This is a genomic window from Plantibacter sp. MDV22-iso1 (assembly GCF_058408345.1).
The window spans coordinates 1010440-1032136 of sequence record NZ_JBZVDY010000001.1; the positions used below are offsets into that span (position 1 = coordinate 1010440).

General features: G+C 70.0%; 24 protein-coding genes, 3 tRNA genes and 1 pseudogene. 11 read left to right on the forward strand and 17 right to left on the reverse strand.

Annotated elements, in window-relative coordinates; all coding sequences use genetic code 11:
- Positions 1–25: 25 nt before the first annotated feature.
- From AC4PMY_RS04835 to tilS, 11 genes are all read right to left on the reverse strand, one after another.
- Positions 26–739 carry a Rossmann-like and DUF2520 domain-containing protein gene (locus AC4PMY_RS04835; RefSeq protein WP_064294399.1) on the reverse strand — a complete coding sequence of 238 codons (714 nt, stop codon included), beginning with the start codon at positions 737–739 and terminating at the stop codon, positions 26–28.
- Positions 736–2550: a PH domain-containing protein gene (locus tag AC4PMY_RS04840; protein ID WP_491622122.1), complete on the reverse strand. Its 1815-nt coding sequence runs from the start codon at positions 2548–2550 to the stop codon at positions 736–738. Before AC4PMY_RS04840 ends, AC4PMY_RS04835 begins: the two co-directional genes overlap by 4 nt.
- A complete protein-coding gene (locus AC4PMY_RS04845; protein WP_369808444.1) occupies positions 2547–3161 on the reverse strand; it encodes a PH domain-containing protein in 615 nt (204 codons plus the stop codon). The genes AC4PMY_RS04840 and AC4PMY_RS04845 overlap by 4 nt, the downstream gene beginning before the upstream one ends.
- Positions 3118–3597: a DUF3180 domain-containing protein gene (locus AC4PMY_RS04850; RefSeq protein ID WP_064294329.1), complete on the reverse strand. Its 480-nt coding sequence runs from the start codon at positions 3595–3597 to the stop codon at positions 3118–3120. Before AC4PMY_RS04850 ends, AC4PMY_RS04845 begins: the two co-directional genes overlap by 44 nt.
- Positions 3594–4154: a 2-amino-4-hydroxy-6-hydroxymethyldihydropteridine diphosphokinase gene (gene folK, locus AC4PMY_RS04855; RefSeq protein ID WP_071259676.1), complete on the reverse strand. Its 561-nt coding sequence runs from the start codon at positions 4152–4154 to the stop codon at positions 3594–3596. The genes AC4PMY_RS04850 and folK overlap by 4 nt, the downstream gene beginning before the upstream one ends.
- Positions 4154–4543: a dihydroneopterin aldolase gene (gene folB, locus AC4PMY_RS04860; RefSeq protein ID WP_079003845.1), complete on the reverse strand. Its 390-nt coding sequence runs from the start codon at positions 4541–4543 to the stop codon at positions 4154–4156. The genes folK and folB overlap by 1 nt, the downstream gene beginning before the upstream one ends.
- Complete coding sequence (gene folP / locus AC4PMY_RS04865; protein ID WP_071259679.1) at positions 4536–5339, reverse strand: dihydropteroate synthase; 804 nt, start codon at positions 5337–5339, stop codon at positions 4536–4538. The genes folB and folP overlap by 8 nt, the downstream gene beginning before the upstream one ends.
- A gap of 4 nt (positions 5340–5343) precedes the next feature.
- A complete protein-coding gene (gene folE, locus AC4PMY_RS04870) occupies positions 5344–6006 on the reverse strand; it encodes a GTP cyclohydrolase I FolE (protein ID WP_083397181.1) in 663 nt (220 codons plus the stop codon).
- Between the two features lie 5 nt (positions 6007–6011).
- Positions 6012–8030, reverse strand: a complete 2019-nt coding sequence (gene ftsH, locus AC4PMY_RS04875; protein ID WP_064294333.1) for an ATP-dependent zinc metalloprotease FtsH — start codon at positions 8028–8030, stop codon at positions 6012–6014.
- Positions 8031–8184: 154 nt separating this feature from the next.
- Positions 8185–8736, reverse strand: a complete 552-nt coding sequence (gene hpt, locus AC4PMY_RS04880; RefSeq protein WP_064294334.1) for a hypoxanthine phosphoribosyltransferase — start codon at positions 8734–8736, stop codon at positions 8185–8187.
- Positions 8737–8797: 61 nt separating this feature from the next.
- Positions 8798–9805, reverse strand: a complete 1008-nt coding sequence (gene tilS / locus AC4PMY_RS04885; protein ID WP_064294402.1) for a tRNA lysidine(34) synthetase TilS — start codon at positions 9803–9805, stop codon at positions 8798–8800.
- A gap of 129 nt (positions 9806–9934) precedes the next feature.
- Between tilS and AC4PMY_RS04890 the strand changes: the two genes are divergently transcribed.
- Positions 9935–10426, forward strand: a complete 492-nt coding sequence (locus AC4PMY_RS04890; RefSeq protein WP_064294335.1) for an inorganic diphosphatase — start codon at positions 9935–9937, stop codon at positions 10424–10426.
- An 87-nt stretch (positions 10427–10513) separates the two neighbouring features.
- Here the strand turns inward: AC4PMY_RS04890 and AC4PMY_RS04895 are convergent, their stop codons facing one another.
- Entirely contained in the window at positions 10514–11809 is a 1296-nt protein-coding gene (locus AC4PMY_RS04895; RefSeq protein ID WP_082915904.1) for a M23 family metallopeptidase, read from the reverse strand.
- A gap of 291 nt (positions 11810–12100) precedes the next feature.
- Here AC4PMY_RS04895 and AC4PMY_RS04900 point away from each other — a divergent pair.
- From AC4PMY_RS04900 to AC4PMY_RS04940, 9 genes and pseudogenes are all read left to right on the forward strand, one after another.
- Positions 12101–12176: transfer RNA gene (locus tag AC4PMY_RS04900), tRNA-Glu, on the forward strand.
- A gap of 117 nt (positions 12177–12293) precedes the next feature.
- A tRNA-Asp gene (locus AC4PMY_RS04905) sits at positions 12294–12367 on the forward strand.
- A 78-nt stretch (positions 12368–12445) separates the two neighbouring features.
- A tRNA-Phe gene (locus AC4PMY_RS04910) sits at positions 12446–12518 on the forward strand.
- A gap of 256 nt (positions 12519–12774) precedes the next feature.
- Positions 12775–13158, forward strand: a complete 384-nt coding sequence (locus AC4PMY_RS04915) for a hypothetical protein (RefSeq protein WP_157583331.1) — start codon at positions 12775–12777, stop codon at positions 13156–13158.
- Between the two features lie 329 nt (positions 13159–13487).
- Positions 13488–14759, forward strand: coding sequence for an HNH endonuclease signature motif containing protein (locus AC4PMY_RS04920; protein WP_491622123.1), 1272 nt, complete (start codon positions 13488–13490; stop codon positions 14757–14759).
- Between the two features lie 287 nt (positions 14760–15046).
- The gene (locus AC4PMY_RS04925; RefSeq protein WP_491622124.1) at positions 15047–15505 is read left to right on the forward strand and encodes a hypothetical protein; all 459 of its coding nucleotides are present in this window, start codon (positions 15047–15049) and stop codon (positions 15503–15505) included.
- A 42-nt stretch (positions 15506–15547) separates the two neighbouring features.
- On the forward strand, positions 15548–16147 hold the full coding sequence (locus tag AC4PMY_RS04930; RefSeq protein ID WP_491622125.1) for a TetR-like C-terminal domain-containing protein: 600 nt from the start codon (positions 15548–15550) through the stop codon (positions 16145–16147).
- Positions 16144–16551 (forward strand): annotated as a pseudogene (locus AC4PMY_RS04935) (arsenate reductase ArsC); the annotation flags it as partial. The gene AC4PMY_RS04930 and the pseudogene AC4PMY_RS04935, both read left to right, overlap by 4 nt.
- Before the next feature lie 253 nt (positions 16552–16804).
- Positions 16805–16945, forward strand: coding sequence for a hypothetical protein (locus AC4PMY_RS04940; protein WP_153303386.1), 141 nt, complete (start codon positions 16805–16807; stop codon positions 16943–16945).
- Between the two features lie 26 nt (positions 16946–16971).
- On the opposite strand, the gene AC4PMY_RS04945 is transcribed toward AC4PMY_RS04940, so the two are convergent.
- From AC4PMY_RS04945 to AC4PMY_RS04965, 5 genes are read right to left on the reverse strand one after another with little or no spacing between them, the layout of a single operon-like run.
- Positions 16972–17733, reverse strand: a complete 762-nt coding sequence (locus AC4PMY_RS04945; RefSeq protein WP_083397184.1) for a GH25 family lysozyme — start codon at positions 17731–17733, stop codon at positions 16972–16974.
- A 45-nt stretch (positions 17734–17778) separates the two neighbouring features.
- Positions 17779–18855, reverse strand: coding sequence for a sulfate/molybdate ABC transporter ATP-binding protein (locus AC4PMY_RS04950; protein ID WP_491622126.1), 1077 nt, complete (start codon positions 18853–18855; stop codon positions 17779–17781).
- Positions 18852–19667: an ABC transporter permease gene (locus AC4PMY_RS04955; protein ID WP_491622127.1), complete on the reverse strand. Its 816-nt coding sequence runs from the start codon at positions 19665–19667 to the stop codon at positions 18852–18854. Before AC4PMY_RS04955 ends, AC4PMY_RS04950 begins: the two co-directional genes overlap by 4 nt.
- A 4-nt stretch (positions 19668–19671) precedes the next feature.
- Positions 19672–20487, reverse strand: coding sequence for a molybdate ABC transporter substrate-binding protein (gene modA, locus AC4PMY_RS04960; protein ID WP_491622128.1), 816 nt, complete (start codon positions 20485–20487; stop codon positions 19672–19674).
- Positions 20484–20888 carry a TOBE domain-containing protein gene (locus AC4PMY_RS04965; protein ID WP_064296069.1) on the reverse strand — a complete coding sequence of 135 codons (405 nt, stop codon included), beginning with the start codon at positions 20886–20888 and terminating at the stop codon, positions 20484–20486. Before AC4PMY_RS04965 ends, modA begins: the two co-directional genes overlap by 4 nt.
- Positions 20889–21013: 125 nt before the next feature.
- On the opposite strand from AC4PMY_RS04965, the gene AC4PMY_RS04970 reads away from it, so the two are divergent.
- Positions 21014–21688: an SGNH/GDSL hydrolase family protein gene (locus AC4PMY_RS04970; RefSeq protein ID WP_491622129.1), complete on the forward strand. Its 675-nt coding sequence runs from the start codon at positions 21014–21016 to the stop codon at positions 21686–21688.
- The last annotated feature ends 9 nt before the right edge of the window (positions 21689–21697 follow it).

Here is a 21697-nt window from a genome sequence, read left to right on the forward strand (position 1 = left end):
GGCAGGCGGTGGTCCGTGCACCCGGCTAGAGCAGCTCGTCGACGTCGGGCGTGGTCGCACCGCGCAGGGCCTCGTCGACAGACGAGCGCACGAGCGACGACAGGAAGCCGCCGGCGTTCTCCACGCCGATGTCCTGGAGCAGACCCGTCGCCTGCTGCACGACCGCGCGGGAGAAGCTCGCGGCCGTCTCCACCGCTTCGGCGTAGGCCGCTCGATCGGCCTCGGCGATGATCACGGGCTCCGCGCCCATCTCGACCACGAGCGCCTGCCCGATCGGTTGGACCGGGGCCGGTGCGGTCACGGCGAACGACGTCTCGTGGAGCCGGGCGAGGTCGAGGCTCGTCCCGGTGAACACCATCGCGGGGTGCAATGCCAACGGGATGGCGCCGGCCTTCGCGGCGGGAGCGAGGACTGCGGTCCCGAACCGAGCCGAGGTGTGGGCGACGAGCTGACCCGGCTGCCACGCACCGACCGCCGCGAGCCCTTCGACCAACGACGCGAGTTGCGCATCCGGTACGGCGATGACGACGAGTTCACTCCGCTCGACCACTTCGGTCGGATCGAGCACCGGCACGTCCGGCAACAGGGCGTTCGCCCGTTCGAGGCTCTCCTCCGACACCGCGGTGATACCGACGATCGCGTGACCCGCTCCCCCGAGCGCCGCGCCGATGACCGGGCCGACACGACCACTCCCGATGATCCCGATGCCGAGCCTGGCGCTCCGTCGTTCCGCGCTCATGAGGTCCTCCGGTCGTGATCGGTCGTCGAGAGCGGGACGGACGGAGTCGGGCGCTGCTCCTGCCACGGCTCGGCGTCCGGCCGTGTCATCGACGCGGACTGCGCCGTCGGCTCATCGAGGTAGGGCGCCGTCGCCTGCGCCTCGGACGGCTGGTGATCGGGGTCGAAGCTCGCCCACCGGTGACTGCGGTCGGTCGACTGCGCGACCACGATCGCCTCCGACGCCGCATCGAACATCCGCACCGCCTCGTCGCGGGCCATGGCCGGGAGCTTGGCGATCACCGGGCCGGGGACCGTGTGCGCGGTCGCGGAGGCGAGGTCGAGCGCGCGCAGGAGCGGTCCCTGGTCGATCCGGATGCTCTGCAAGCGTGCGAGCGGCAGGATGTGGAGTTTGCGCCAGACCACCCCCTGCCGGAACAGCAGCATCCCGTCCCGCAGGGCGTAGCCGGTACGACGCCAGGAGAACCAGTTGATCCATCGCGAGCGACGGGGCGAGCCCACGAAACCGACGCCGTCGCGTGTGGCGAGGGCCGATTGCAGGGGCGCCCAGGCGCTGCCGTCGATGCGGCCCGCGAGCATCAACTCCACGACCTGCGCGGCGTCCACGAGCGACCCGACCGGCAACACCGTATTGCTCGTCGCACCGCGAGCGGCCTGCTCCAGGGACAGGCCGGCCTTGTTGATCCGCACCCGCCACCAGCCGAACGGGCGCCAGATGATGGGCTGCGACACCTCGATCGCGTGGATCCGGCCGGGCGGGACGGTGTCGTTGGTCGTCGAGAAGAGCCCGAAGCCGATGCGGACGCCCGAGGGTGTCGCGGCGATGCTGTAGCGCAACGACTTCGTCACGCTCGACCAGACGAAGGCCCCGAGACTCAGCACCATGGGGACGAGCCAGAACCAGGCCCAGTCCAGGCCGTTGACGAGGAGCACGACACCGACCACGACCGAGATCAGGACGATCACGGTGAACGGGCTGAGCAGCGTGGACCCGACCAGGCGCCCGAGCGTCAGGCGCACGACGGAGTCCGGCACCGCCTCCTCCGGGTCGAGTTCGGGCGAGATGAAGTCGTCGACGCGCTCGGTGACGAACCGGGACACTCCGCCGGCGCCGTCGGGCACCGATTGCGGCGGCAGGGTCGGGTCGGCCGGGTCGACGGCTGCTGCGGACTGCCGGCGTTCGGCGAGCTTCACCCCGCTCGCGAGCGTGAGTACGTCCCGGCGGAGGCCGTCGGCGTCGACACCGTATAGGTACTCGAGTTTGACGTTCGCGTCCTGGCCCGCGACGCTCACGTTGATGCGCGAGGCCCCGATGAGCCTGGCGAGGAGCGGCTTCTCGATCGAGACGCCCTGGATGCGGTCGAGCTTGGCTTTGCGGTTCGTGCGGAACAGGATCCCGCTGCGCACCTCCACCGCCTCGTCGGTGACCCGGAAGGTGTGCATGCGCCAGGAGAACCAGAACACGGCGATCACCACGATGAGCCCGACGGCGATCGCGAGGAGCACCCACCCGACGAAGCCGTGGTTGAGGATGTAGTCGATCGGGTCGGTCGGCTGCTCCATCCCGGGAGCGGGGATGAAGAACTCGATGAGTCGCTCGCGGAGGTTCGCGATGACGATGCCGAGGATGGCGACGAACGCGATCCCACCTCGGAGCAACGGCGTCGCCGGATGCAGCCGGTGCCACTGTCCGTCGACGAGACTCTGTCCGGCCACCCGTGGGACGATCGCCTCGGCCGTCGGCTTCACCCGAGGACCCGCGGCCGGAGCCTCGAACCGCTCCGGCGGTCCTGCCGCCTGGTGCTCGCTCACAGTCCGGTCCGCCGACTCTCCGCCACGGCGACGAGGTGGTCGCGCAGCCCCTCGGCCTCGGCTTCCGGCAACCCGTTGATCACCACACCGGTCGAGGCGGAGGCGGTCACGAACTTGAGGTCGGCGAGGCCGAACGCCCGCGAGAGGGGCCCGCGGTTGATGTCGACGAGCTGCATGCGCCCGTAGGGCACGGCGACGAAGCGCTGCCACATGATCCCCCGGCGGAACAACAGGTCGTCCGCGCGCAGCTGGTACCCGATCGATCGGATCCGGCGCGGGATGAATGCCGCGGCGATCAGGGAGATCACGGCGAACGCGGCGAACGGCCACCAGATCCAGGTCCAGTCCCAGACGAGCGCGACGAAGACCACGGCCGCCGTGACGAGCACGAGGCCGGCGCCCTCGGAGATGAACTCGACGGCGATGAGCTTGCGACTCACGCGGCGCCACTCGGCATCGGGCAGTTCCAGCCGCTTGCCGCTCTGCTCCGCAGGGCCGACCTGGTCCGCCTCCGGCGACGACAGCTCCTCCAGCGGCGTCTCGATCAGCGGCCGTTCAGCGGGCTGATCAGGTGTGGGACGGGGCTCCCCCGGGTGCGGCGTCGTCATCATCATCCTTCGGAACGGTGCAGAACCACTCGGCCACCAAGGCGGCGACGACGAGTGCGACCGATCCCACGATGGACGCGATCACCAGCCACAACGAGCCTATCGCGGGCAGGATCGGGCGGGTCAGGACGAAGAGCAGGATCCCGACGGTCGCCCCGGCCACCAGGGAGCCGGCATGGCTCGAGGCCTTCGCGAGCGCGGCGACCCGCATGGCGCGGAACGGATCGATCCGGCGGGTGGCGCGACCGGTCGTGCTGCGGCGGATCGGCCAGGACAGGGCGATGAGGATGATCGCGACCGCCACGAGCGAGACCGCGAGGGTGACGGGTGGGATGATCGACGCGCGTCCGCCGGAGACCATCGCGACCTCGACGAGGAAGCCGACGACGACGCCCACCCCGGCGAGGACGATGAGCGGTGTCGCGGTGGTGCGGCTCACGGGTGCGTGCCGTCGTCGGGGACCACGGAGCCGTCCTTTGCGGCCGCAAGGGTGTCGAGGCGGCCGACGCCGGGCAGCGTCGCGTCGGGGTCGAGGAGCAGCCAGGGCACGACGACGAATCCGCGCTCGGCGGCTCGCGGGTGCGGGACCGTCAGGCGATCGTCGTCGATCGTCTCGTCGTCATAGGCGATGAGGTCGAGGTCGAGCGTCCGGTCGCCCCAGCGCTCCTCGCGGACGCGGCCGTGCGCGAGTTCGATCCGCTGGAGTTCGTCGAGGAGCGCGTGCGGCTGGAGGCGGGTGCGGACGGCCGCGACACCGTTGAGGTAGGCCGGAGCCGACTCGTCGACGCCGGTAGGCTTGACGGCCGCGCTCGAGACGAGCGGCGACGGGCGCACCTCGAGCACCCCGTCGACGGCGGCGAGGTCTTCCACCGACTGTGCGATCGTCGCGCGGCGGTCCCCCAGGTTGGCCCCGATGGCCACGACGGCCCAGACGGCACGAGGCTTCGGCGGTCCGGGCCGACGGGCGGGGTCGTGGATCGGTGTGCGCGAGACCATCAGACGGCCCGCCCGGTCGCAGTACGGTCGGCCTGGGTGCGCTCGATCGTCACCGCCACGTCCGCGAAGGGCACCGTGATCGGGGCGCTCGGTTTGTGCACGGTGACCCGGACCGCTTCCGCGCGCTCGTTCGCGAGCACCACGTCGGCGATGCGCTCGGCCACGGTCTCGATGAGATCGACCGGGTCGCGCTCGACGGCCGCCACGACCGCTTCGGCGAGCTCCCCGTAGTGCATGGTCGCGCCGAGCTCGTCGCCGCCGGCGGCCGGGCGGAGGTCCAGCGACACGGTGACGTCGATGACGAACTCCTGTCCGGCCTCGCGCTCGAAGTCGAAGACGCCGTGGTGCGCGAACGCCCGCAGGCCCGTGAGGGTGATCGAATCAGTCATCGGCTCCACCTTGCCATGCATCGAGGGTATCGAGAGCGAGTCTGGTGGCGGCGACGTCGTGGACGCGCACACCCCAGGCTCCGGCCTGCGCGGCCAGCACGCTCACCACGGCGCTCGGCAGATCGCGCGCCTGCATCGAGGCGTCCTCGGGGAGGAGCGCTCCGATGAACCGTTTGCGGGACGCGCCCACCAGCACCGGGTACCCGAGCTCGCGCAGCAGGTCGAGTCGGGCGAGGATGCGCCAGTTGTGCTCGGCGTGCTTGGAGAACCCGAGGCCCGGATCGACGACGATCCGGCCGGGGTCGACGCCCTGAGCACGGAGGGTCGTCACCCGGTCGTCGAGTTCCCGAGCGACATCGACCGCCGCATCGGTGTAGGTGGCGCGGCTCGCCATGTCGGCCGAGTGCCCGCGCCAGTGGCTGATGACGCAGTCGAGACCGGACGCCGCCATCACGCCCGGCATCCGGTCGTCGGCGAGGCCACCGGAGACGTCGTTGATGATCGAGGCACCGGCGTCGGCCGCGGCACTGGCGGTGTCCGCGTTCATCGTGTCGATACTCACTCGCGCACCAGCGGCGGCCAACGCCGCGATGACGGGTGCGACCCGGTGCTGCTCCTCGCGGGTGTCGACCCGGGCGGCACCAGGCCGCGTCGATTCGCCGCCGACGTCGATGATGGTGGCGCCGGCCGCGATGAGCTCGAGCCCGTGGGCGACGGCGTCGTCGACGTCGAGGTACCGGCCGCCGTCGCTGAACGAGTCGGGGGTGACGTTGACGACGCCCATGATCTGGAACATGTGATCACCCCGCCTGGTCGGCGGACGCGCCGATCAGGACCATCAGCTCGGCCCGCGCGGCCGGATCGGCCAGGGCTCCACGGCTGGCGATGGTGACGGTGGTGCTCGTCGACTGGCGCGATCCGCGCATCGAGACGCAGCCGTGCGCGGCTTGGAGCACGACGAGGACGCCGCGAGGCGCGAGCCGCTCGACGAGGGTGTCGGCGATCTGCTCGCTCAGGCGCTCCTGGACCTGCGGGCGCGAGGCGAGTGTGTCGACGAGCTTCGGCAGGGCACCGAGGCCGATGACGAGTTCGTCAGGCAGGTAGGCGATGTGCGCCGTGCCGAGGAACGGGAGCAGATGGTGCTCGCACACGGAACGGAAGGCGATGTCCCGGACGAGCACGACATCACTGGTCGCGCCCTCCTCGATCGGGATGGGGCGGGCCAGGTGCACGCCGGCGTCCTGGCCGACGCCGCCGAAGAACTCCGCGTACGCATCGGCGACGCGCGAGGGGGTGTCGGCGAGGCCGTCGCGGGAGGGGTCCTCGCCGATCGCCTCGAGGATCTCGAGGACCGCTGCGGCGATCCGTTCGCGGTCCACCGACGACCGCGAGACCGAGCCCTGATCGGGCTCGGCCTGCGCGGCTGCGACCGCGTCGTCCGCGGTGTGCTCGCCGTGGGTCATGCGGGCTAGGCGGTCGCCGGTCGCGGCTTCGTCGCGCGGGTGCGCTTGGGCTTCGCGGGAGCCTCGGGCTCGGGCTCCGAGCTCACGCCACCATCGGCCGCACCGGAGTCGATGGGTGCGGTGAACGATGCGGAACCGACGGCCGAACCCGACCCGACGGGACGCTTCTTGCTGGACAGCCAGACGGGGCGCGGCGGGAGCTTCTTGACGTCCTTGAAGATCTCGGCCAGCTGGACGTGGTCGAGGGTCTCCTTCTCCATGAGCTCGGCGGCGAGGCGGTCGAGCACGGCCCGGTTGGTCGTGATGACCTGCCAGGCTTCGTCGTGTGCGGCCTCGATGAGCTCGCGGACCTGGGCGTCGACGCGCTGCGCGATCTCCTCCGAGTAGTCGCGCTGGTGGCCCATGTCGCGGCCGAGGAACATCTCGCCCGAGGACTGCCCGAGCTTGACGGCACCGACGTCGGTGGTCATGCCGTACTCGGTGACCATCTTGCGGGCGATACCTGTGGCCTTCTCGATGTCGTTCGACGCGCCCGTGGTCGGGTCGTGGAACACGAGCTCCTCGGCGACACGGCCGCCCATCGCGTAGGCGAGCTGGTCGAGCAGCTCGTTGCGCGTGACGGAGTACTTGTCTTCGAGAGGGAGCACCATCGTGTAACCGAGGGCACGGCCGCGCGGAAGGATCGTGACCTTCGTGACGGGGTCGGTGTTGTTCATCGCCGCTGCAGCGAGCGCGTGCCCGCCCTCGTGGTACGCGGTGATGAGCTTCTCCTGCTCGCGCATGACGCGCGTGCGGCGCTGCGGACCGGCGATGACGCGGTCGATGGCCTCGTCGAGTGCGCGGTTGTCGATCAGCTGGGCGTTGGAGCGCGCCGTGAGCAGTGCGGCCTCGTTGAGGACGTTGGCGAGGTCGGCACCGGTGAAACCGGGCGACTTGCGGGCGACGACCTCGAGGTCGACGCTCGCGGCGAGCGGCTTGCCCTTGCCGTGCACCTCGAGGATCTTCTTGCGGCCGGCGAGGTCGGGGGCGTCGACGCCGATCTGGCGGTCGAAGCGGCCCGGGCGCAGCAGCGCGGGGTCGAGGATGTCGGGGCGGTTGGTCGCGGCGATCAGGATGACGTTCGTCTTGACGTCGAAGCCGTCCATCTCGACGAGCAGCTGGTTGAGGGTCTGCTCGCGCTCATCGTGACCGCCGCCCATGCCGGCGCCGCGGTGACGACCGACGGCGTCGATCTCGTCGACGAAGATGATCGCGGGCGAGTTCTCCTTGGCCTGCTGGAAGAGGTCGCGGACGCGGCTCGCACCGACACCGACGAACATCTCGACGAAGTCGGAACCGGAGATCGAGTAGAACGGCACACCGGCTTCTCCGGCGACCGCGCGGGCGAGGAGCGTCTTGCCCGTTCCGGGAGGGCCGTACAGCAGGACGCCCTTCGGGATGCGCGCACCGACGGCCTGGAACTTCGCGGGCTCCTTGAGGAAGTCCTTGATCTCCTCGAGCTCCTCGATCGCCTCGTCGGCACCGGCGACGTCGTCGAAGGTCACCTTCGGCGACTCCTTCGAGACGAGCTTCGCCTTGGACTTGCCGAACTGCATGACCTTGTTGCCGCCGCCCTGCATGCCGGAGAGCATCAGCCAGAAGAAGACACCGATGAGGAGCAGCGGGAGGAGGAGTCCGAGCATCGACAGGAGCCAGCTGGGCTGGGGCACCTTGTCGTTGTAGCCACCGGACGGGTCTGCGGCGTCGACGGCCTCGACCACGTCGGCCGCACGGGCGCCGACGTAGTAGAACTGCACCTGCTTGCCGAACTCGTCGTCGGCCTTCGTCAGCGTGAGGTCGACGCGCTGGTCGCCGTCGGTGATGACGGCCTCCTTGACCTGCCCCTTCTCGAGGAAGGCGAGACCCTCTTGCGTGGAGACCTCACGGAAGCCGTTCATGCTCATCAGGCTGATGCCGATCCAGAAGACCAGGGCGGCGATGATGAGGTACGGGATGGGACCCTTGAAGAGACGCTTGACGTTCATAAGTTGAGAGGCCGGGGCTGGCCCGTTCCCTTTCTGCAGGAGGGGTCGACGGGCGGAGCCGCGTCGCGAATCAGGCTACCCCCTCGCCGCTGGATGCCTCCCCTGTGTTTGCCGTGGGCTTAACGGGGGTGCGGTGTGAGGTCGGTGGAGTGGTTCAGGCGTAGACGTGCGGGGCGAGGACGCCGACGTCGCGGAGGTTGCGGTACTTCTCGTCGAAGTCGAGGCCGTACCCGACGACGAAGTCGTTCGGGATGTCGAAACCGACGTACTTGCACTCGACGTGCACCTTGGCGGCCTCGGGCTTGCGGAGGAGCGCGCAGACCTCGATGGACGCGGCTCCGCGCGAGGCGAAGTTCTCGAGCAGCCAGGAGAGGGTGAGGCCGGAGTCGATGATGTCCTCGACGATCAGGACGTGGCGGCCGGTGAGGTCCGCGTCGAGGTCCTTGCGGATCTGGACGACACCGCTCGACTTCGTGCCGGCGCCGTAGGAACTGACCGCCATCCAGTCCATCGAGAGCGGGATGCGGAGTTCGCGCGCGAGGTCGGCCATGACCATGACCGCGCCCTTCAGCACGCCGACGAGCAGGACGTCCTTCCCGGCGTAGTCGGTCTCGATCTGCCGGGCGAGTTCGGCGAGCTTGTCGCGGATCTCCTGCTCGGTGACGAGGATGGTCGTGAGGTCGTCGGAAATGTCGCTCTGCTCCATGCGTCGAGTGTATGCGAGATGACCCGGACGCCCGTGCGCCTCCTGCTCGGGAGCGCCGTGATCAGCGGGCCGCGAAGACGATGCGTCCCGCGTGCCGGGACGCCGTCAGGCCGGGCAGGTCGATCGGACCCTGACCGGTCCAGTCGGTGACGAGCCGCGCGACCTCGATCGTCTGCGACCTCGTGAGCGAGACGCCGAACTCGCTCTGCACGATGTACCGGATGATCCTCTGGCGGAGCGCCGCCGGATTGGCGGCGAGTGCCCCGGCGCTGACGGAGATCCCGGCCTCAGCGTGCTCGACGAGCTCCTCGATGGTCTCCTCGATCATCTCCTCGAAGGCGTCCGCATCCTCCCGGGCGGCGTCGGCGGTGCGGGCGAGGGCCTCGGCGATCCCCGGTCCGAGCTCCGCCTCGAGCACCGGCAGGACCCGTTCCCGGACCCGGACCCGCGCGTAGGCGTCGTCGGTGTTGTGCGGGTCGTGCCACGGTTCGAGTCCTTCGGACGCGCACGCCTCGCGGGTCTGGGAGCGTCGGATCCCGAGCAGTGGCCGGAGAAGTGGACCGGAGACGGGCGCCATGCCCTGCAGGCTACCCGTGCCCGACCCGCGAGCGAGGCCGAGGAGCACGGTCTCCGCCTGGTCGTCGAGGGTGTGCGCGAGCAGCACCAGGGACGCACCGACCTCGACCCGGGCGGCGTCGAGCGCGGTGTACCGGGCCGCCCGTGCCGCGGCCTCCGGTCCACCCTCGGAGCCCACCTCGACGACGCGGACGAGGACGGGGTCGAGCCCCAGGGCACGCGCCTGGTCCGCGGCACGCGCCGCGACGTCGGCCGAGCCCGCTTGCAATCCGTGGTCGACGATCACGGCGCCGGCCCGTAGACCGACCTTTCCGGCTTCGAACGCGGTCGCGGCGGCGAGCGCGAGCGAGTCGGCACCACCGCTCAGCGCGACGAGCAGGTCGGCACCGGCGACGTCACGTGACGCCGCTGGCGCCGTGCCCGCGATTGCATCGCGCACCGCCTTCCGCAGGGCGGCGACGGACGGGTGGAGCGGGGGTCGGACGTCGTTCACGCGGACCACGCTATTGCACCGCGCCGAGCGCCTCCCCACACCGTTCGCTCCGGGACGCATCGGTTATGGTTGGTCCTCGTCGGCGACCGCGCCGACTCCACGTCATCCAACCGCGCAAGGAGCAGGCTTATGGCCGAGTACGACGCCGTCATCGAGATCCCGCGGGGCAGCCGCAACAAGTACGAGATCGACCACGAGACCGGTCGGGTCTTCCTGGACCGCGTCCTGTTCACGAGCTTCGTCTACCCCGCCGACTACGGCTTCTTCGAGAACACCCTCGGCGAGGACGGCGACCCGGTCGACGTCCTGGTCCTGCTCGACTTCCCGACCTTCCCGGGCGTCGGCATCAAGGTCCGCCCCGTCGGTGTGCTGCACATGACGGACGACGGCGGCGGCGACGACAAGGTCATCGCCGTGCAGTACAAGGACCCGCGCTGGTCGCACATCCAGGACCTGAACGACATCCCGCAGGCGACGCGCGACGAGATCGAGCACTTCTTCGTCCACTACAAGGACACCGAGCCCGGCAAGTGGGCGCGGATCGACGGCTGGGGCGACGCCGCTGCGGCCGAGAAGATCATCCTCGCGGGCTTCGACAAGCTCAAGGCGGAGGGTCACTGACCCCCTGCGGACCTCCGCACCCCGCATGACGAAGCGGCCGGCACCCTCGGGTGTCGGCCGCTTCGTCGTGCGGGTCGAGGTGCTCGATCAGCCGAGCGGCGCACCGCGGTCGGCCATGAACGGCTGCGCGTCGATCGCGCTGCCGTTGATGCGGACCTCGAAGTGCAGGTGGCAGCCGGTCGAGGCACCGGTCGTGCCGACGTAGGCGATGACCTGTCCGGCGGAGACCTGACTGCCGACAGCGACCTGGATGCCACCGTTCACGATGTGCGCGTAGCCGGTCGAGACGCCGGCCCCGTGCTCGATGAGGATGAAGTTGCCGTAGGTGCCGTACCAGCCGGCGTAGCTGACGGTGCCCCCGGTCGCCGCGTAGATCGGGATCCCGCAGCCGCCCGCGATGTCGGTGCCGCGGTGGAAGCTGCCCGAGCTGCCGCCGCCGGTGGAGATCGGGTCGCGGTAGCCGTAGGTGCCCGAGATGCTGCCGGAGGCCGGGATAGCCCAGCCCTGGCTGCTGAGCTGACCGCCGTCGGCGCTCTGTCCCCGCGCGGCGGCTTCGGCCGCGGCCTTCGCCTTCGCGGCCGCGACGCCCGCCTCGTAGTCCTTGACGGTCTTCGCCGTGGAGTCCTGCAAAGCGCTGAGCTGGGCGTTGAGTGTGACGATCAGTTCCTGGTTCTGCTCCAGTTTGTCGGCTGCCGCGGACGCAGCCGCCTGTGCTGCCTCCATCGCCACCTGGGCGGCCTGACGCAGGGACTCGCGCTCGTCGCGGGCGACACCGGCCTGTTCACCGAGCGCAGCCGCGGTGTTGCGTGCGGCGACCGCCTGCTCGTAGACGCCGTTGCTGTGCTCGGCGACCTGGTTCATATTGCCGAGCTTGGACAGGAGGTCGGTCGCGCCCTTGCTCTCGCCGTCGAGGAAGAGGCTCAGGCTGAGGTCGGCGCCGCCGGACCGGTAGAGCTGCGAGGCGACCCGACCGGCCTGCTTCGTGGCGGTGTCGGCCTCGGTCGTCTTGGCGTCGGCCTGCGACTGGATCGCGGTGGCCCGGGCGTCGGCCTCGAAGAAGGCCTCCTCAGCGGCCTGGAACTCCGTACCGCGTTTCTCGGCCTCGTCCTGGGCGACCTGCAGTTCGTCCTGCAGCTGGACGATGAAGTTCTTGATGTTCGTGACTTCGGCGGCCTTGGCGGCCTCGTTGCCCTTCGCGGCCTGGACGTCATCCCACGAGGGGTAGTCGGCTGCTGACGCCGGACCGGCGACGCCGAACGAGCCGACGATCGCGAGCGACATGACGATGGCGGCGGTGAGGCGTCCTCGCCACCGCACGGAGGACGCCGATCCGGCGTTGGTCGTCCGGCTTCGGCGCCAAGCGCCGGCAAGCTTCTTGCTCATGAAGTAGGGGCCCATCTCGGTTCGCTGCAGTCACATCGGTCACATCGGTACCACTGTCCACGCTAGCCCGATGGGGGTCGGGACTGGCTGCAGACACCCCCGTCGGCCGCGGCATCCGGGAGTGGTCCACGCCAGAGGCTAACCCCGGCCGGGGGCCGTGCAGTGGTCATTCGACGCCTGTCGCCACATCCGGCATGGAGTACCGATCGCGGCTCCGCGAACCCGATTTTGGATTCGGCGGTTTCATCCGTATGCTTGTCGCTCGGTAGTCATGAAGCTTCAGGGCTTCGCGGCCCTATCGTTTAGCGGCCTAGGACACCGCCCTTTCACGGCGGCAGCACGGGTTCGAATCCCGTTGGGGTCACCACCGACTACTGGAAAAACAGCCGCTCGGATTCAGGTATAGTGAGTCTGCGCGACTGCGAGAAGCACCGAGGAACACCAGCATCACCGCAGTTCGTATCACCAGCAATTCAACATGTATGGCCCTGTAGCGCAGTTGGTTAGCGTGCCGCCCTGTCACGGCGGAGGTCGCGGGTTCAAGTCCCGTCAGGGTCGCAAAAGGTCGGAAGCCCTCTCGCAAGGGAGGGCTTCTGCTTTTGAGACATCGTCGCCGTTCGTGCAGCTGATGTACTCGGCTCTGTAGCTCAGTTGGTAGAGCGCACGACTGAAAATCGTGAGGTCACGGGATCGACGCCCGTCGGAGCCACGGAACCCCCACCTAGCTTCTACATGGTGGGGGTTCTTTTTTTGCCCGGGTACCCGACGCCGGACCGCATGCCCCGCCCGAGTTGCCACTCCCCTGCCAGGACGGCCAGACTCGCAGCGTGGAATCGAGACCGGCACACCGAGCGACCGACCAGGTACCGCGGGCGACGTCCCGAAGCGCGTTCTGGATAGCAGCCTCCGTGCTCGCAGTCATGCTCGGCACGTCACTCGTCGCCTGCTCGGACACGAGGTACGGATTGCCGCGCGATGCAGCCGTCGGCACCTGGCGCAGCGGGGACACCCGGCTCGAGCTCGCCGACGACGGAACGTTCGAGGCCACTGCCTGGCCCTCGCAGGTTCAGTGCAGCCGTGACGACGACCCCCGTGCGGACGAGCCGATCGACTTCTCCGGGACCTGGATGGTGGACAACGAGGGAACCAATCGCGACCTGATCCTGGAGCCCGGTGGCGGTGCATGCGATACGTCCCGGATCACCTCCGACGTCCGGAGCGACGATGATCTCGCACGTCTCTGCGTCCACGCCCGCGGGTCCTTGTCCGGTCCGGCCGAGAACTTCTTCACCCTGTATCAGGGCGATCCTCCGGAGACCGAGGATCCGGATCGCTGCCTGAACTACTAACGCACCCGGGATGGGCCAGCCTCCTCTGCTCCCTGAGCGCCCCCTCCCGGTCCCTGAGCAACGAGGAACCTCCGCACCTCGACGAGCTCAGTGACCGGAAAGCACGCTCGGCGAAGTTCGACCCCTGAGCCCGCCGAAGGGCACACGCGCGACCTCCCGAGTCCGGCACCCTTCCCCGGTCCCTGAGCCTGTCGAAAGACACACGACGAAGCTCACGAATCCGGCGCTGTTCCCCCGGTCCCTGAGCTTGTCGAAGGGCACACGAGCGACAGCCACAACCGGTGCGACTCGGCATCTGGAATGTCAGTGGTCCATGGTGGACTTGTCCCATGACCGAGACCACCCTCACCGCGACCCGCGTCGGCGACGACTACGCCGCGCAACTCGCGGAGTTCTCGGACGAATACGCAGAGATCCAACGGCTGCGGGCAGCCCTCGACGCGCGTGAGGCCCGGCTCCTCGCCCGCTCCGCCGCCTACGCCGACGCTTTCGCAGACGCCACGGTCCCGGCGATCTTCCCGCCGGCGGAACGCCAGGCACTCTCCCGTCGCTCGACGTGTGCGGCACTCGCGATGGCGACCCGCACCCCTGAGCGGACCGTTCAGCGGGCGACGAACGACGCGGAAAGGCTCGTCAACGACGCACCGGCCGTGCTCGCCTCCCTCGAGGCCGGCCGCATCTCGGCACGGCACGCGCAGACGATCATCGACCAACTCAGCGATGTGCCGACCGCGGGGCGGGCGGTGTTCCTCGCGGAAGTCTTACCGGTCGCGGAGGATTCGACCAACGCGAACCTCCGCAGGCGCGCCCGCGTGCTCCGCGAGCGCCTCCACCCAGAGTCCATCACCGCCCGAGCCCGGCGGTCCGAGGCCGACCGCCGGGTGGAGTTCGAGCCCGCCGCCGACGGGATGGCGTGGGTGCACCTCTTCACGACGGCGCCGATCGCGCAGGGCATCGTCGAGCGCGTCGAGGCGGCCGCGGCGGAGTCACGCTCAACGGGTGACACCCGGACGTGCGCCCAGCTGCAGGCGGACGCCCTCGCGGCTCTCGCGCTCACCGGCGTCACACCGGACGACGTCATGTCGAGCCCGGTGCTCCCGCACCCGATCGAGGTGCAGGAGCACATCACACCGACCGTGCAGATCACCGTCCCGGCCCTGACCGTGGCCGGAGTATCTGACGCACCCGGCATGCTCGATGGCTATGGGCCCATCGACCCCGCAACCGCCGCGCGTATCGCGGTGAACGCACCGAGCTTCACCCGGATCCTGGTCCAGCCGGAAACGGGATCCGTGCTGTCCGTCGGGCGGAACCAGTACCGGGTCCCGGCCGACCTGCAACGCGCGGTGCGCCTGCGAGACGGCACTTGTCGCGCACCGGGCTGCGGCAGGCGAGCCAGAGCGTGCGACCTCGACCATTCCGTCGCGTGGGAAGACGGCGGGACGACGGACGTCGGCAATCTCGCCTGCCTGTGTCGACATCACCACCGGATGAAGCACCTGCCGGGTTGGAACCTCGATCATGGTCCCGGCGGGGTGCTCGAGTGGACGACACCCGACGGGAAGCATCACCGGACCGAACCCGATCCCGCCCCGTTCTGACCGCTCCCGGTCAATGAGCTGCACCGCACTTCGACAGGCTCAGTGACCGGCAGAGGTGTGTCCGGAGCGGTGAGGCAAGCTCGTAGGCACTTCGACAAGCTCAGTGAGCGGGGAGGACTCGCTCAGTGAGCGGGAAAAGTCCACCGGAGACGACCCGGTCCCTGAGCCTGTCGAAGGGCAGTCCGGTCGAGCCAGATCGATGCACGTCAGGACGTCCGCCGGCTCACATCGTGCACCTCCGTCCGCAAGCCCCAGACATCCTGGGCCGATCGGGACAGACTGATGACATGAGTTCTGCAGACGACCGCACCACCGACGGCCCCGACGACGCCCACCGAGTCCCCGCGGGGGTCGACGACGCCACCGTGGAAGCGGTCGGCAAAGTGACCGAGGCGCTCGAAGTGGTCGAGCAGGCGCGCGGCATGCTCTACGGCTTCCACCGCCTGACGGGTAAAGCGGACCTCGCGCTCGGCGAAGCCGCGGACGCCCTCCGCGAAGCCGGACACGACGCCCTCGCCGACCGGATCGACACCGAGCTGGTCGGACGCAACGTCATCGACGGACGCTGGACGTTCCAGATCGTCGAAGACTACGACGGTAACTACTGGGAGCCGTTCCGCACGCTCGAGGCGGAGGTCCGCAACGAGCTGGCGGGCGGCCGACGCCACCTCGCGGAAGCCGCGATGAAGGAGGACCGCCGCACGCACGGCACGCCCCACCACGAAGCCACACCGCCGACGGTCTGAGGCCGCGCGGCAGCAGGGCCGCGTGCCGTTAGGCTCGATCCGATGACCGATGCACCCGTTTCCCGGACCAAGTTCTCCCGCCAACGGGTGATCGTCGGAGCCGCCGAGTTCGCCGACACGCACGGAGCCGACGCACTCACACTCGCCGCCCTTGCCCGCGAGCTCGACACCTCGGCACCGGCCCTCCTCAAGCACGTCCGCAGCACCGAGGACCTCCGCGCCGCCGTCGCCCAGCTCGCCCTCGCCCAACTGGCCAGCGGGCTCGACATCGCGACGACCAGCCTGCGCGGGACCCCCGCCCTCACCGCGCTGGCCGACGGGTACAGGCGCTTCGCCCTCGCCTATCCCGGTCGGTACGCCCTCGCGTTCTCGATCGCGGACGTCCGCGCCGACACCGGCGAGCCGGCCGACCGCGAGCTCGTGATGCTCGTCGAGCGCGCCCTCGCGGGGCGCGGTCTCGACAGCGTGGCGATGACGGATGCCGGACGCATCGTCCGGGCGGCCCTCCACGGCTTCGTGTCACTCGAGCTCGTCGGCGGCTTCACCCGCGGCGCAGACCCCGCCACCAGCTACGCTGCCCTCGTGGAGCTGCTCGACCATTCGTCCGCACTCGGCTCACGCCACCCCCAGGAGACGCCATGACCATCACGACCACCACCCCCACCGTCCTTTTCGTCTGCGTGCACAACGCCGGTCGCTCCCAGATCGCAGCCGGCTTCCTCGGTGCCCTCGCCGGTGACCGGGTCGAGGTGCTGTCGGCCGGGAGCGAGCCGAAGGACCGGATCAACACCGAGGCGGTGGAGGCGATGGCCGAACACGGCATCGACATCACCGCGGCCGTGCCCCGCATCCTCACGACCGACGCCGTCCGGGCGTCCGACGCGGTCATCACGATGGGCTGCGGCGACGCCTGCCCGATCTTCCCCGGCAAGCGCTACGAGGACTGGGAACTCGAGGATCCGGCCGGGCAAGGCATCGAGGCCGTCCGCCGCATCCGCGACGACATCGAGGAGCGGATCGCCGCACTGTTCGTCGAACTCGTGCCCGCCGAGGCGTCCGAGTTCCCGGCCACCATCGGCTCGGTCGCCCACGAAGCACTCAGGGCGCACGGCTTCACCCGGTTCGAGCAGCTCACGAGGGTCTCCCCCGCCGCCCTGCTCCGCATCCACGGCGTCGGCCCGAAGGCCGTCGACCTCCTGACCGCAGAACTCACGGCCCGCTCACTCGCCTTCGCCTCCTGAGGACGCCTGCGGCGCGCAACCCCATCGCCCAGCGCGACACCCGTCGTATCGTGGTCGTATGAGCAAGCACGCAGCGAACGATGACAACCTCCCCGAGGACCACGAGACCACCGAGGACTCCATCGAGCAGGAGGTCGACGGCGAGGACACGTTCCTCCCCGTCGCCGAGCCGACCACCGGTCCCGCTCCCGCGCCGTAACCCGAGGCGCCTCTGGACGCCGCGGCTCAGGGTCCGACGAGCGCTTGGAGGTCATCCCATGAACCGTCGAAGACGTTCACGTCGATGAACTCCTCCTTGCCGACGTACCCGGGCATCCGTTCCCGGCTGGTGTACTGCCAAAGGTCCCACGCCCGCCCGTCCGTCAGGACCGGCGGCGTGACGACGGAGCGGATCCACATCGGGTTCCGCTCGTACGCACCCGCGAGGAACGCGTCGTAATACCGCATGGTGGCGTAGATGATCGGCGGCCGACCGTAGTGCTCCTCGAGTGCGGCGAGGAGCGGATCGAGCACGGCGGCGACCCGCTCAGCACTCGGTGGCGTCCGACAGTAGTCGGCGTAGCACTCGAGATCGATGGTGATCGGGAGAGCCCCCGCGGTGACCGGCACGGTGTCGAAGATGTTCTGCGCCTGCGTCTCGGCCGGGCTGTCGAAACTCAGGAAGTGGTACGCCCCGATGAGCAAGCCGCTCTCGTCGGCCGCCCGCTGCGCGCCCGCCCAGTTCGCGGCGAACCGTTCGTCCTGATCACCTGATCCCTCGGTCGCCTTCATGATCGCGAAGTCGATGGGCTGAGCCGCGAGGACGTCCCAGTCGACCTCGCCCTGGTACGAGGAGACGTCGACACCGCGCACCGCGTACGAGGCGGCCACGATCGCGTTCGGCCGCACGAGCCCCATGGCGACGAGTGCCGCGCAGATCCCGCCGATGGCGAGCGTGCCGGCCGCCCCGACGACGATCGGCCACCAGCGCCTCCAGAATCGGTTCATCGACTCACTCTGTCACGTCTCGGACGTGTCCCGGAGCAGGACGCCTCAGCGCGGGTAGAGGACCGCGGCCCGCGGGTCGACCACGAAGTCGACGACGTCCCCCGTCGACCACCCCGCGGCCGCGAGCTGCTGCACGGCGACGTCGGCGGTGATGACCGCCGAGCGGACCCGGACGACGTCACCGCGGGGTTCGAGGTCGGTGATCATCGCGCGGAGGGCGCCTGACGCACTCGGGCTGCCAGACCCGTCAGCCTCTCGGACCTCGACGCGGAACGGTCGGAACGCGCAGGCGACGGCGACCCCGCCCGGGATCGGGTCTGCCTCCGCGGAGGTGTCGACCTCGACCTCCGCCCCGTCCTGCAGACGGATCCCGCGTGCTGTGCGAACGCCCGACAACAGTTCGAGTCCCGCGAGGTCCGCGGTGAACGCCGTCCGCGGCCGCTCGAGCACCTCCGCCGTCGGCCCCTGCTCGACGATGCGCCCGGCGTCCAGGACGATCACCCGGTCCGCAAGCGTGTACGCGTCGAGCACCTCGTGCGTCACGAGCACGGTCGTCCGCCCACGCAACTGCTCACGGAGCATGCGGCGCAGGTGGGGCGCGACCGTCGCATCGAGCGCGGCCATCGGTTCGTCGAGGAGCAGGAGGGCCGGGTCCGGGGCCAGCGCGCGGGCGAGCGCCACCCGCTGCGCCTGGCCGCCGGACAACTCGGCAGGACGGCGCCCTTCGAGCTCGGACGCCTCGACGTCCGCGAGTCGTCGTCGGGCGATGTGCCGAGCCTCGCCGCGCGACGCACCGGCGACCAGCGGGCCGTAGGCCACGTTGTCGAGCACGGAGCGGTGCGGGAAGAGCAGCGCCTCCTGCGCCAGGAGCGAGATCCCCCGCCGGTGCGGCGGCGACCAGCGGTCCCGACCCGATCCACCGACCGCGAACAGCTCGCGACCGACGAGGGTCGCGTGACCCGTGTCCGGACGCAGGAGCCCGGCGAGGACGGCGAGCAGCGTCGACTTGCCGGCGCCGTTCGGTCCGAGCACGGCGACGGTCTCCCCCGCGGCGAGGTCGACGGCGAGCTCCCAGTCGCGTTCACGCAGCGTCGCTCGGAACTCCAGGGCCGCCCCGGTCATCGCACCACTCCGGCGACGGTCCGTCCACGGCGGATCGACCCCTGTGCCCCCGCCACGCCGACGACGAGCACGGCCACGACGACGAGGACGAGCGACAGCGCGACCGCGGCGGCGGGATCGGTCTCGCGCTGCAGGTAGATCTCGAGCGGCAGCGTCCGCGTGACCCCCTGCAGGCTGCCCGCGAACGTGAGAGTAGCCCCGAACTCGCCGAGGGCCCGCGCGAACGACAGGATCGCGCCCGACACGACGGCGGGTGCGAGGAGCGGCAGCGTGACGGTGCGGAAGACGGTGGTGGGACGTGCGCCGAGCGTCGCGGCGACGGCCTCGTACCGCGAGCCGGTCGTGCGGATCGCCCCCTCCAGGCTCAGCACGAGGAACGGGAGGGCGACGAACGTCTGGGCGAGCACGACGGCGGTCGTGGAGAACGCGATGTCGATCCCGGCGTCAGCGAGCGCCGGTCCGAGCAGGCCGAGCCGACCGAAGGTGTACAGCAGCGCGATCCCGCCGACGACGGGCGGGAGCACGAGCGGGAGGAGGACGAGCGACCGCAGCAGCCGCTGCCCCGGGAACCGGGTGCGCGCGAGGACGAGGGCGAGCGGCACGCCGAACACGATGCAGAGTGCCGTCGCGAGCGACGACGTCCGCAGACTCAGCCCGAGCGCCGCGACCGACGACTCCGAGGTGATGAGTGTTCCGAAGTCCGCCCAGTCCACGCGCAGGACGATCGCCACGAGCGGCAGCAGGACGAACGCCGCGCCGACCGTGGCGACGACGACGATCCAGCGGGGCACCCCCGAGCCGAGATCCCTCACGGGGTCACGGTGCGCCGAAGCCGGCGTCGGCGAGCACCCGCTGTCCTTCGGCGCTCACGACGTAGGCCGCGAACGCCGCGGCGACGGCGAAGTTCGCGCTTCCTGCCAGCGGCGCGATCGGGTAGGTGTTGACGGCTTCCGACGACTCGGGGAAGGCGATGCCCTGCACGGTGTCGCCGGCCGCGATGACGTCGGTCACGTAGGCGAGCCCCGCATCGGCCTCGCCCGAGGTCACCTTGCCGAGGACGTCGGTGACCGATGACTCCTCACTGACCGGGCTCAGCGCGACACCCGTGGCGTCCTCGACGGAGACCGTGGCCGCTCCACAGGGGACCTGCGGCGCGCACACGACCGTCTTGACGCCTGGACGAGCGAGGTCGGCGAAGGTCTCCACGCCGGCGGGATTCGACGGGGGCACGGCGATCTGTAGGACGTTGGTCGCGAAGTCGACCGGGTCGCCCTCGACGAGATCGGCATCGGTCAGCTTCGCCATGTTCTTCTCGTCCGCCGAGGCGAACACGTCGCCGGGAGCACCGTTCGTGAGCTGCGTGACGAGGTCGGAGGAGCCGGCGAAGGTCAGCTCGACGGTCGTACCGGGGTGCGCCTCCTCGAAGTCCTCCGCGAGCTCGGTGAAGGTCGTCTTGAGCGAGGCGGCCGCGTACACCGTGATGGAGCCGCTGAGCTCGTCCGTCATGGCCGAGGCGGTGGGTGTCGGCGTCGCCGCGGGTGCGGCGCACGCGGACGCGGCGAGCAGGACCCCGGTGCCGAGGGCCAATGCGCTGAGCAATCGGAGGGATCGGCGCGGTGCGGTGCGGTTCATGAGCTCGCCTTCGGGGTCTCGATGAGGACCGTCGTGGCCTTCACGACGGCGATGGCCGTGGATCCGAGTTCGAGGCCGAGTTCACGCACGGCCTCACTGCTCATGAGGGACACCACCCGATGCGGGCCGCACTGCAGTTCGACCTGCGCCATGACCGTGTCCATCGTGATGTCGGTGACGATGCCGACGAAGCGGTTGCGTGCCGAGCGTCCGATCTCCGAGGGGTCGACGGGGAGGACGGCGTTCTCCCTGGCCAGCCGAGCGAGCGACAGGCCGTCGACGACCGCTCGGCCCGCCTCGTCCTTCGCGCTGACGAGTGCGCCCTGGTCGATCCAGCGACGGACGGTGTCGTCACTGACCCCGAGGAACAGGGCGGCGTCTCGGATACGGATCTGCGGCATAGAGACAGGTTAGTGCACGCATTCGCGTTGATACGATGTAACCGTAACCGCATCCGCGTTCCGGACCTTCGGCAGTCGACCGGCGCTTCGGCCCTCCGCGACGCCCACCGCTCCGAAGCATCCGTATGAGATCACGACTGCTCGCCGCCGTCACCCTGCTCGCCCTCGCCACCGGCCTCACCGCCTGCGCTTCCCCCGGCTCGGGGACCGGCGGCGCCACGGGCGACGGACCGCTCGTCGCGTTCTACGGCGACTCGTACACCCTCGGCACCGGAGCGAGCGACCCGGCCAACCGCTGGTCCACCGTCGTCAGCGAGGAACGCGGCTGGCGGGAGTTCAACCCCAGCGTCAACGGCCTCGGGTTCGTGAACCACCGCGACCGCTTCGGCGACGGCAGCGGCAGCGGCGACCTACCCTCCCTCATCATCGCCGAGCAGCCCGACATCGTCTTCGTCACGATGGGCCTCAACGACGCGTTCAGTTTCGACGATGCCGCCGACCGGATCCACGAACAGATCACGACCGACCTGGATCGCCTCCGCGACGCCCTCCCGGAGGCCCGCTTCATCGTCGTCGAACCGTTCTGGTACACCGACGAGCGACCGCAGTCGATCGAGACGATCATCGGCTGGGTGGCCGACGCCGCGCAGGAGATCGACGCCGACACCATCCCCGGGGCGTCGCACTGGATCGATGGACACCCGGAGTGGATGGCCGCAGACGGCCTCCACCCGAACGACGAGGGGTACGCGGAGATGGCTCGCCGCATGGACGCCGAGCTCGAGCGCCTCGGACTCTGACGCCTCGAT